Genomic DNA, 10,561 nt, shown 5'->3' on the forward strand with positions numbered 1-10,561 from the left:
ATTAGGCTCAGTGTGAGGGCGAGCATCGTTGTCGCCCTGACCCGGAGGAACTCATGACCAGTGAAGCAAGAGCAACGAACTCTCGACCGCGGCCCATCTGGGACGGTCCCATCGCCCCGATAGTGGCCTGGGCGTGTGCGTTCCTGAGCCTGGCCGCTGTGGGATTTGCACTCCTGGGGTACCACGCGGGCACATGGCTCTCCTTCCCACTGGGGCTGCTCGGCGCTATCGCCGGAGGAAACTCACGGCGCTTCCTTCCCATGATCCTGTGCATTATTGCGGCCTTGGTACTGCCCCTGGCGATGACCCTGACGGGATTCTGACTGCGATAGGTGGGAGCGCGCCGTCGGCGGACGTCGTGTGTCGGAAAGCGGAGGACCCGTTAATTGGCGCGGATTTGAAGCTTCCGGTAACATTGATTGCTGTTGTGCGTGCCCGCCTCGGTCACCTGTACCCAAAGCGGTTGCTCATGTTGCAGAGCGCAAGACCGATTGGTGCACCGGGTTGCGGGAGCGCGGATGCCGCCAGGCTCTCACCCTGGCCCCGAAGCACAGCGAAACAACCCGACACGGTCTCTCGTGTCATCAGTAGACAAACGAAGGCAGATCAACGTGCGTACGTACACTCCGAAGCCCGGTGACGTCCAGCGTCAGTGGCACGTCATCGACGCCACCGACGTAGTCCTGGGTCGTCTTGCCAGCCAGACCGCAACACTGCTGCGCGGGAAGCACAAGCCGACCTTCGCTCCCCACGTGGACATGGGCGATTTCGTCATCATCATCAACGCAGAAAAGGTCGCACTGACCGGCGCCAAGCTGGAACAGAAGCGTGCCTACCGCCACTCCGGTTACCCGGGCGGTCTCAAGTCCACCAACTACGCAGAGTTGCTGGAAAAGAACCCCACCCGTGCAGTGGAAAAGGCCATCAAGGGCATGCTGCCCAAGAACAAGCTGGCCGCTCAGCAGCTTTCCAAGCTGAAGGTCTACGCAGGCCCCGAGCACCCGCACTCGGCACAGCAGCCCAAGCCCTACGAATTCACCCAGGTCGCCCAGTAATTCGGGCCAACGAGAGCACAACAAGGAGAATCGTGGCTCAGAATACTGAAGAAGTAGAAGTTACCGAGATTGTCGAAGGTGCTGACGGCACCGAGGAGCTGAGCAGCTACACCTCGGAATCCACCGGCCCCGTCGAAGGCGGTGCCCCCGCTTCCGAGCGCGCACCCCTCACCGTTTCCGGTCAGGCTGTCGGCCGTCGCAAGCAGGCCATCGCCCGCGTGCGCCTGGTCCCCGGCTCCGGCAAGTGGATCGTCAACGGCCGCGAACTGGCCGAGTACTTCCCGAACAAGCTCCACCAGCAGGAAGTGAACGACCCGTTCCGCCTGCTGGACCTCGAAGGCGCCTACGACGTCACCGCCCGTATTTCCGGCGGCGGCCCCTCCGGTCAGGCCGGCGCCATGCGCCTCGGCATTGCCCGCGCCCTCAACGAGATCGACCTGGAGCACAACCGCCCGGCCCTCAAGAAGGCCGGCTTCCTGACTCGTGACGCCCGCGTCATTGAGCGCAAGAAGGCAGGCCTCAAGAAGGCCCGCAAGGCTCCGCAGTACTCCAAGCGCTAAACGAAGCAACCCACGCTTCGGCCAGCGTTTACGAACCGGGTCCCGCATTTCGGCTTTTGCCGAAGCGTGGGGCCCGGCTTCGTTTTAAGTGTCGTTAGAACCCTTGATTGCGTCTCATGCGTCGTTAGATCCTCCGGGGGTTCCCAAAGGGATCTAACGACGCATGGGGTGCGACTCATGGTTCTTGCAGCGCCTAGTCTGTCTCCCAAACGGTGGCTGACCAGGCCCTCGCGGTGCTGGGCGGTTCGGTGGGCCCACACCCCCGTGGTGGAGTCACAGAACCTTGGACAAGAAGTCCTGGAGCCGGGGTTGCTGTGGGTTCTCGAAGATCTGCTCAGGGTCTCCGTCTTCGATGATCGCGCCGTCGGACATGAACATGACACGGTCGCCGACTTCGCGGGCGAAACCCATCTCGTGCGTCACCAAGACCAAGGTCATACCAGACTTGGCCAGGTCCCGGATGACCTGCAGAACTTCGCCCACCATCTCCGGGTCCAGGGCGCTGGTGGCCTCGTCGAAGAGCATGATCTCCGGGTTCATGGCCAGAGCGCGCGCAATGGCCACGCGCTGCTTCTGCCCACCGGACAATGATGCCGGCCGGGCATCGGCCTTTTCCTTCAGGCCCACGCGGTCCAAGAGTTTGAGGGCTGCCTCCCTGGCATCGGATTTACCGAGCTTCTTGACCTCGGTGGGTGCCAACATGATGTTTTCCGCCACGGTCATGTGCGGGAACAGGTTGAAGTGCTGGAACACCATGCCGATGTGCTGCCGAACGGCGTTGATATCGACCTTGGGATCCGTGAGGTCGTAGCCGCTCACGGATACCGTTCCGCTGGTGACATCCTCGAGGCGATTGAGACAACGTAGGAACGTGGATTTTCCCGAGCCGGAGGGGCCGATCACACAGACGACCTCGCCCTCGTGAATCTCTGTGGAAATGCCTTTGAGCACCAGATTGTCCCCGAAGGCCTTCTCCAGATCTCGAACAATGATCTTCTGGCTCCGCTGGTCCTGGGGCGACTCGGCCCGATCAGTGACTGAAGTGCTCATTTGTTGATCTTCCTATCGGCAAAGTTAGCGAGCTGGGTCAGAAGGGTGATGGCCACGAAGTAGATCACTGCCACGATGAGCAGCACCTCGGTGACGCGGAAGTTGGAAGCGTAGATCTGCTGAGCCTGGTACAGCAGCTCCGCGAAACCGATGGCCAGCAGCAAGGAGGAATCCTTGAGCATGATGACCAGCTGATTGATCAGCGACGGGGTCATGATCTTGAAGGCCTGCGGTAGAACCACCTTCTGCATGGATTTCCCATGGCCCAAGCCCAGCGAACGGGCGGCTTCCATTTGTCCCGGGTCCACGGATTGCACACCGCCGCGCACGATCTCTGCGATGTAGGCGGCGCCATTGAGCGCCAGCGTGAGGACACCGGCCACCCAGATGTTCACCGGTGTTCCGATGAGCTGGGGGAGACCGAAGTAGAAGAAGAAGGCCCACACCAGGATGGGAGTGCCGCGGAAGATGCTCACGAACGCCGTGGAAATCGCCCTGAGGAAACGGTTGCGCGAGATCTTCATGAAACCGAATACCAGGCCCAGGACCATGGCGATCAGGAAGGCCACGGCCGTGACGATCAGGGTGTTCTTTAGGCCCGTCAGAAGCGCGGGCATGGCGGTGACCACGAGTCCCCAGAACGTGGAGCGGTCCACCGCTTCATCATCGCTGGCCAGGAAATCGTCCAGGATCTGCTGGTATTCACCGCTGTCCTTGAGCTCAGCCAGACCGGTGTTGAACTTTTCCAACAGCTCGGCATTCTTGCCCTTGTTCACCGCAAAACCGTAGTCGCCGGCCTCGACCTGTTCACCCACGGTGACGAGACCGGATCCTTGCTGCACGCCGTAGGCGATCACCGGGTAATCGTCCATGAGCACGTCCGCGTTACCGGACTTCACGGATTCCACCAGGGTGGTGGTCTGATCCAGAGAAGTGATCTCGTAGCCGTACTGGTCTTGGCGTTCTCGAGCGACTTCCTCGGACATGGAACCGGTCTTCACTACCAGTTGCCTGTCCTGCAGATCGTCCCAGCCTGAATCTCGTCTCCCTGATCCTCGTTGACGGCCAGGGTCATGGTTCCGGTGTAGTACGGATCCGAGAAGTCGTAGACCTCTTTACGTTCGTCCGTAATCGACATGCCCGCGATCACACCGTCAGCCTGGTCCGCGCTCAGCGCTTGCAGTGCGGCGTTGAATCCAAGGGAACGCCATTCCACCTGGAAGCCTGATCCTCGGCAATGGCTTCCATGATTTTGATGTCGATGCCGGTCAGTTCACCGGATGAGTCCCGGAACTCGAAGGGTGCGAACGTGGTGTCCGTGGCGATGACATACGTTTCGCCTGAGTCTCCCGCGGTTTCCTGTGGGACAGTCAAAGGTGACGCGACGGCGCCGGGTAGGTTCACCGCGATCAGGGTGAACAAAGCCAATAATGCTGCTGATAACGATGTGAAACGGCGTGGGTGCGCCATGGATCACTCCTCGCTCGTGGTAGTCCCACCGCGCGGGAAATCGGTCGTCGATGGAACTCGAGTGATCACAGGTGCGTGATCGTCAGTCGCACGGGGCCTGGGTGAAAGAAAAGGATTGACCGATGTGATCCACAGCATATCGAGTAGCCCGATCTTTCCCGGGAGATTCTGGAGCGTTTTGAAATCGTGAACGGTAAGACGAGGCTGATGCGGCGGGGGAGCGGCGTCGGCGACTCAGGCCGAGTAACCGGCCAACGCGACCCGAACAAGAAGCAAATGGGGCGTAAAATGGGACTTGGAGCACAGTGGCTCCGCACCCGAATCCACGAGAGGGCCCGGATGAGCACGCAAGCGGATCAGAACCAGAGCAAGACCTCGGCAAAGAAGGACCAGGACAAGAAGGCCATCGCCGAGGAACTCGCCCAGGAAAAGGATCTCGTCACGAGCGAGATCGACCAGGAAGAGCACCACCGTATCTCCGTGGTGGAGGATTACGCGGCAGAGCTGGACGAGATTGCGGAACTCGGCCGCAAGCTCCACGACGACGCCGGGTTGTCCCGTTCCGATGCGTGGAAGCGTGGCTACCCCTACGACGAGAAGATGAGCCGTAAGGAGTACGAGAAGACCAAGCGTGCTCTGCAGATCGAGCTCCTCAAGCTCCAGCTCTGGATCAAGGAAACCGGTCAGAAGCTGCTGATCATTTTCGAAGGCCGCGATGCCGCGGGTAAGGGTGGCTCGATCAAGCGATTCACCGAGCACCTCAATCCGCGTGGTGCGCGCGTGGTGGCCTTGGAGAAGCCCACCGACATCGAGCAGACCCAGTGGTACTTCCAGCGCTACATCAAGCACCTGCCGTCCGGTGGCGAGATCGTGCTGATGGACCGCTCCTGGTACAACCGTGCCGGCGTGGAACGCGTAATGGGCTACTGCACCTCGCAGCAGTACTACGAGTTCATGCGTCAGGCCCCCGAATTCGAGCGCATGCTGGTGAACTCGGATACGCACCTGATCAAGTTCTGGTTCTCGGTGACCCGTGCCGAGCAGCTGGCTCGTTTCCAAGCCCGCCGTACGGATCCCGTGCGCCAGTGGAAGCTGTCCCCGACCGACGTCGCGTCCCTGGACAAGTGGGATGATTACACCGAGGCCAAGGAAGCCATGTTCTTCTACACGGACACCGGCGATGCTCCCTGGACCGTGATCAAGTCCAATGACAAGAAGCGCGCTCGCCTGGAGGCCATGCGCCACGTCCTGTCGCAGTTCGACTACCCCAACAAGGATCGCTCCGTGGTGGGTACGCCCGACCCCAAGATCGTGGGCGGATCCAACGACGTCATGGACGACAACGGAACCAACCCGGATGGGTTTCCCGTAGTCCGACCCGGCAACGACTAGTCGATGCGCTTCGCGGTTCCCGCGTGGCACGTCGTAGGATGACAGGCGATGTCTAGAATTTTTGGAACGGACGGCATTCGCGGGCTCGCGAACGGCCTCCTCACAGCTGACCTTGCAATGGAGCTGTCTCAAGCAGCCGCGATCGTGTTGGGGCACGGGCACGCCAAGCCCGGCACCCGACCTCGAGCGGTGGTCGCCCGAGACGGTCGCGCGAGCGGCGAGTTCATCGGAGCGGCGGTCACCGCCGGTCTCGCGAGCTCCGGAGTGGACGTGTACGACGCGGGGTGATCCCCACCCCGGCTACGGCGTACCTCGTGGCGGACATCGACGCCGATTTCGGTGTCATGATTTCCGCGTCCCACAACCCCGCTCCGGACAACGGCATCAAGTTCTTGGCCCACGGCGGCAAGAAACTGCCGGACTCCATCGAGGACAAGATCCAGGAAGTCTACGAGAAGCGCGAGTTCCTGCGCCCCACAGGTGCGCAGGTCGGTCGTATCAACCGCCTGTCCGACGCGGAGGATCGCTACATCCTGCACTTGGTCGGCGCTATTCCGCAGCGACTGGACGGCCTCACTGTGGTTCTGGACTGCGCCCATGGCGCAGCCTCGGGTTCCTCACCCGATGCCTTCCGCGACGCCGGTGCCAACATCCACGTGATCGGCGCGCAGCCTGACGGTCTCAACATCAACGACGGCGTGGGCTCAACCCACCTGGGGCCCCTCAAGGAAGCTGTCATCAAGTACGGCGCGGATCTCGGCATCGCCCACGACGGCGACGCCGATCGCTGCCTCGCGGTGGACCACACCGGTACCGAGGTGGACGGCGACCAGATCATGTGCATCCTGGCGATGGCCATGAAGGACGCCGGCAAGCTCAACCAGGACACTCTGGTGGCCACGGTCATGAGCAACCTGGGTCTGCAGCTGGCACTCGAGCAGCAGGGCATTCGTCTGGAACGTGCAGCTGTGGGTGACCGCTATGTCCTGGAATCGATGGTGGCCAACGGCTACAACCTGGGTGGCGAGCAGTCGGGTCACGTGATCATGGCCGACTATGCCACCACCGGTGACGGCCTTCTGACCGGTCTGATGCTGGCCTCTCGTGTGGCGCAAACCGGTATGCCGCTGTCCGAGTTGGCTTCGGTCATGACTCGCATGCCTCAGATCATGATCAACGTGGCCAACGTGGACAAGGCCGCGGCCAAGACGCATCCCGGGGTCCTGGCCGCCGTCGCGGAAACCGAGGAACGCTTGGGCGGGGAGGGTCGCGTGTTGTTACGTCCCTCCGGTACGGAACCCGTGGTGCGCGTGATGGTCGAGGCTGCGAGCCACGATGAGGCACGTCACGAGGCGGAGTCACTCGTCAAGGTGGTCGAGGAGCACTTGCGTTTGAGCTGATTCGTTTCGAACAGCACCTTAAATACTTGGGCCGCTTCCTTCTGGAAGCGGGGCCCAAGTAGTAGTTGGGATGGTTGGAAAGAATTACAGGGTCTTGGAACCGGGGCCGTCCACGGTGCCGCCCTTGCCGGCGACCAGAGCGTCGCGGATTTCGGTGAGCAGCAAGGTGTTGGGATCGGCTTCCTCGGCGGCCGGGTCGATGCCCAGACGACGGTTGCGAGCTCGATCATCTTGTTCATCGGCATGACGATGGCGAAGTAGACGGCGGCGGCAACCAGCAGGAAGTTGACGATGGCGGTCAGCAGGACACCGAACTTGATGTCGTTGCCGTTGAAGGTGACCATCGCGAAGCTATCGAAGTTGGGGGAGCCCACCACAGCGGAGATCGCGGGCATGAGGACGGATTCGACCAGGGCGGTGATGATCTGGCCGAAGGCAGCGCCGATGATGACGGCGACGGCAAGATCGAGGACATTGCCCTTCATGATGAATTCTTTGAAACCATTAAGCATGGCGTTAGGTTACCCACAGCCGGGGCAAAGATGAAACAAAAAAGACCAAAGTTATCCAACATCACACTTAAAACTGAAAGTGCCCTGATCAGTTTCGGTGATTATTGGCATAACTGCTAGTGACAACTCATTTATTTGTCATCGAAAAGTATCAATTCTTGCGGAGTAGCACGCGTCTGGTCTTGTGGTCCTGGTCCTTGGAGAGGATGAGCCGAGCCCGGCCGCGGGTGGGGCGGACGTTCTGTTCCAAGTTGGGCTCATTGATGCGACGCCAAATATCTGTGGCCACTTCTACGGCCTCGGCGTCAGTGAGGTTGGCGTAGCGGTGGAAATAGGACTCCGGGTTGGCGAACGCCGAGCTGCGCAACGCCTGGAACCGCTCCACGTACCAGCGCTCGATGTCGACCGTGCGGGCGTCCACGTAAATGCTGAAGTCGAAGAAATCGCTCAGGGCCAGTGCCGCGCGGTTTCCCGGGCCCAGTTTGGCAGGGGCGAGCACGTTCAGACCTTCCACGATCACGACGTCGGGCTTGGTCACCACAATTTCCTCGTCCGGGAGGATGTCGTAGGTGGTGTGTGAGTACTTGGGGGCTCGGACCTCGGGCGCCCCGGATTTGATCTCGGACATGAAGCGCAACAGTGCGCGGCGGTCGTAGGACTCCGGGAACCCCTTGCGGTCCATGAGTCCTCGACGCACCAGCTCGGCATTCGGATAGAGGAACCCGTCCGTGGTGACCAACTGAACGTTAGGGGTGGACGGCCAGCGGGAGAGCATCTCACGCAACAAACGCGCCGTCGTCGATTTGCCGGCCGCTACGGAACCCGCAATGCCAATGACAAAGGGAGTGCGCGCGTGGTCCTCGCCCAGGAACGCGTTGGTCTCCGAGTTGAGGTGGTTGGCGGAGGCGTCATAGAGAGTGAGCAGTCGAGAGAGCGGCAGGTAGACCTCTCGCACCTCGTCCACGTCCAGGCGGTCACCAAGACCGCGCAGGTTCTCGATTTCCTGCGCGGTGAGTGGCACGTCTATTTCGTGCGACAAGCGCGACCACGTCTGCCGGTCCAGCTCCACAAACGGGGATGCGCGATGAGTCAGTGACTGTGTGCTCATGTTCAGACCAGTCTAGGGCCGGGGGTGTGGCAGGTAACAGCAGTGACGCGGGTGGTTTCCGGTAGAGTTCTCCGCATGTGTGGAATTGTGGGCTATGTAGGATCCCCGGACGTCAAAGCCGGTGGACACAACGCGTTGGATGTGATTCTCGAGGGATTGCGTCGTCTTGAATACCGCGGATATGACTCCGCCGGTGTTGCTGTCATCGCGGACGGCAAGGTGGACTACCGCAAGAAGGCCGGTAAGTTGACCAACCTCTTGGCCGAACTCGAGGCGGATCCGCTGCCGGATTCCCAGATCGGTATCGGTCACACCCGCTGGGCAACCCACGGCGGCCCCTCGGACGTCAACGCGCACCCGCACGTGGTGGACGGCGGCAAGCTCGCCATGATTCACAACGGCATCATCGAGAACTTCAACGAGATCAAGCGTGAGCTTGCGGCTGAGGGCGAGACTTTCGTGTCCGAAACGGACACCGAGGTCGCTGCCGTGCTGTTGGCGCGCACCTACAACGCACAGCCCGCGGATTCCAAGGATCTGACCGTGGCCATGCAGGACACGAGCCGCCGTCTGGAAGGCGCGTTCACTCTGCTCGCCGTGCACGCGGACCACCCGGACCGCGTGGTCGCATCCCGCCGTAACTCCCCGCTGGTCATCGGCCTGGGCGAGGGCGAGAACTTCCTGGGCTCTGACGTCTCCGGCTTCATCGACTACACCAAGAAGGCTGTGGAGATGGGGCAGGACCAGATCGTCACCATCACCGCGGACGACTACAAGATCGTGGACTTCAACGGCAACCCAGCCGAGGGTAAGCCCTTCGATATCGAGTGGGATGCCGCTGCTGCGGAGAAGGACGGCTACCCCTCCTTCATGGAGAAGGAGATCCACGATCAGCCTTCCGCCGTTGAGCAGACACTGCTGGGTCGCTTGGACGAGACCGGCCGCTTGACGCTGGACGAGCTCAAGATCGACGAGGCCGTGCTGCGCTCCATCGACAAGATCGTGGTCATCGCGTGCGGTACCGCCTCCTACGCTGGCCAGGTCGCCCGTTATGCCATTGAGCACTGGTGCCGCATCCCCACCGAGGTGGAGTTGGCCCACGAGTTCCGTTACCGCGACCCGATCGTGAACGAGAAGACCCTGGTCGTTGCTGTGTCCCAGTCCGGCGAGACCATGGACACCCTCATGGCCGTGCGCCACGCGCAAGAACAGGGTGCCAAGGTGGTTGCCATCTGCAACACCAACGGTTCCACGATTCCTCGCGAAGCGGACGCCGTGCTCTACACCCACGCCGGCCCCGAGATCGCCGTGGCCTCGACCAAGGCGTTCCTCGCACAGATCACCGCCGCCTATCTGTTGGGCCTGTACTTGGCTCAGCTGCGCGGTAACAAGTACAAGGACGAGATCGCCACGATGCTCGCCGAGCTCGAGGCCATGCCCGCCAAGATTCAGCGTGTTCTCGACGAGATCGAGGGCGACGTCAAGGATCTCGCTCAGTCCATGAAGGACGCGTCCTCGGTGTTATTCCTGGGCCGTCACGTGGGCTACCCCGTGGCCATGGAGGGCGCTCTCAAGCTCAAGGAGATCGCCTACATCCACGCCGAGGGTTTTGCCGCCGGTGAGCTCAAGCACGGTCCGATCGCTCTGATCGACGAGGGCCAGCCGGTATTCGTGATCGTTCCCTCGCCTCGGGGTCGCGATTCACTGCACGCCAAGGTGGTCTCCAACATTCAGGAGATCCGCGCTCGCGGTGCAGTCACTATAGTGATTGCGGAAGAGGGCGACGAGGCCGTCAAGGACTTCGCGAACCACATCTTCTACGTCCCCGAGGCACCCACGTTGCTTCAGCCGCTGCTGGCCACCGTGCCGCTGCAGATCTTCGCCGCGGAACTTTCCGCAGCCAAGGGCTACGACGTCGATCAGCCGCGTAACCTCGCCAAGTCCGTGACCGTCGAGTAAGACTTTCACACCACGCATTCACGACGGCGGGTGCCCACCGAAATTTCGGCGGGCA

General features: G+C 61.4%; 8 protein-coding genes and 3 pseudogenes. 6 read left to right on the forward strand and 5 right to left on the reverse strand.

Annotated elements, in window-relative coordinates; all coding sequences use genetic code 11:
* The first annotated feature begins 53 nt into the window (after positions 1–53).
* The 3 genes from YO9_RS0108460 to rpsI all read left to right on the forward strand — a co-directional run bounded on the left by YO9_RS0108460 (position 54) and on the right by rpsI (position 1,615).
* A complete protein-coding gene (locus YO9_RS0108460; RefSeq protein WP_016997079.1) occupies positions 54–323 on the forward strand; it encodes a hypothetical protein in 270 nt (89 codons plus the stop codon).
* A 288-nt stretch (positions 324–611) separates the two neighbouring features.
* Positions 612–1,055 (forward strand): 50S ribosomal protein L13, encoded by a 444-nt coding sequence (gene rplM / locus YO9_RS0108465; RefSeq protein WP_016997080.1) that lies wholly within the window; start codon positions 612–614, stop codon positions 1,053–1,055.
* 32 nt (positions 1,056–1,087) lie between these two features.
* Positions 1,088–1,615, forward strand: coding sequence for a 30S ribosomal protein S9 (gene rpsI, locus YO9_RS0108470; RefSeq protein WP_016997081.1), 528 nt, complete (start codon positions 1,088–1,090; stop codon positions 1,613–1,615).
* A 273-nt stretch (positions 1,616–1,888) separates the two neighbouring features.
* Here rpsI and YO9_RS0108475 read toward each other — a convergent pair whose 3' ends face one another.
* The 3 genes and pseudogenes from YO9_RS0108475 to YO9_RS21505 form a co-directional block, all read right to left on the reverse strand.
* Positions 1,889–2,665 (reverse strand): amino acid ABC transporter ATP-binding protein, encoded by a 777-nt coding sequence (locus YO9_RS0108475; RefSeq protein ID WP_016997082.1) that lies wholly within the window; start codon positions 2,663–2,665, stop codon positions 1,889–1,891.
* Complete coding sequence (locus tag YO9_RS0108480; protein WP_016997084.1) at positions 2,662–3,666, reverse strand: ABC transporter substrate-binding protein/permease; 1,005 nt, start codon at positions 3,664–3,666, stop codon at positions 2,662–2,664. Before YO9_RS0108480 ends, YO9_RS0108475 begins: the two co-directional genes overlap by 4 nt.
* A pseudogene (locus YO9_RS21505) lies at positions 3,666–4,135 on the reverse strand (transporter substrate-binding domain-containing protein). Before YO9_RS21505 ends, YO9_RS0108480 begins: the two are co-directional and overlap by 1 nt.
* A 339-nt stretch (positions 4,136–4,474) precedes the next feature.
* Between YO9_RS21505 and ppk2 the strand changes: the two are divergent.
* Positions 4,475–5,527 (forward strand): polyphosphate kinase 2, encoded by a 1,053-nt coding sequence (gene ppk2, locus YO9_RS0108495; protein ID WP_016997089.1) that lies wholly within the window; start codon positions 4,475–4,477, stop codon positions 5,525–5,527.
* 48 nt (positions 5,528–5,575) lie between these two features.
* A pseudogene (gene glmM / locus YO9_RS0108500) lies at positions 5,576–6,927 on the forward strand (phosphoglucosamine mutase).
* An 84-nt stretch (positions 6,928–7,011) separates the two neighbouring features.
* Here the strand turns inward: glmM and mscL are convergent.
* Both mscL and coaA read right to left on the reverse strand, forming a co-directional pair.
* A pseudogene (gene mscL, locus YO9_RS0108505) lies at positions 7,012–7,439 on the reverse strand (large conductance mechanosensitive channel protein MscL).
* A 151-nt stretch (positions 7,440–7,590) separates the two neighbouring features.
* On the reverse strand, positions 7,591–8,547 hold the full coding sequence (gene coaA, locus YO9_RS0108510; protein ID WP_031272933.1) for a type I pantothenate kinase: 957 nt from the start codon (positions 8,545–8,547) through the stop codon (positions 7,591–7,593).
* A gap of 75 nt (positions 8,548–8,622) precedes the next feature.
* On the opposite strand from coaA, the gene glmS reads away from it, so the two are divergent.
* Positions 8,623–10,506 carry a glutamine--fructose-6-phosphate transaminase (isomerizing) gene (glmS, locus tag YO9_RS0108515; protein ID WP_031272935.1) on the forward strand — a complete coding sequence of 628 codons (1,884 nt, stop codon included), beginning with the start codon at positions 8,623–8,625 and terminating at the stop codon, positions 10,504–10,506.
* The last annotated feature ends 55 nt before the right edge of the window (positions 10,507–10,561 follow it).

The organism is Kocuria atrinae C3-8 (genome assembly GCF_000286355.1).
GTDB lineage: Bacteria > Actinomycetota > Actinomycetes > Actinomycetales > Micrococcaceae > Kocuria > Kocuria atrinae_A.

Excerpts from the sequence above, each read along its gene's own strand:
- coaA (WP_031272933.1), bottom strand. The coding sequence starts at position 8,547 with ATGAGCACACAGTCACTGACTCATCGCGCATCCCCGTTTGTGGAGCTG.
- YO9_RS0108460 (WP_016997079.1), top strand. The coding sequence starts at position 54 with ATGACCAGTGAAGCAAGAGCAACGAACTCTCGACCGCGGCCCATCTGG.
- ppk2 (WP_016997089.1), top strand. The coding sequence starts at position 4,475 with ATGAGCACGCAAGCGGATCAGAACCAGAGCAAGACCTCGGCAAAGAAG.
- glmS (WP_031272935.1), top strand. The coding sequence starts at position 8,623 with ATGTGTGGAATTGTGGGCTATGTAGGATCCCCGGACGTCAAAGCCGGT.
- YO9_RS0108475 (WP_016997082.1), bottom strand. The coding sequence starts at position 2,665 with ATGAGCACTTCAGTCACTGATCGGGCCGAGTCGCCCCAGGACCAGCGG.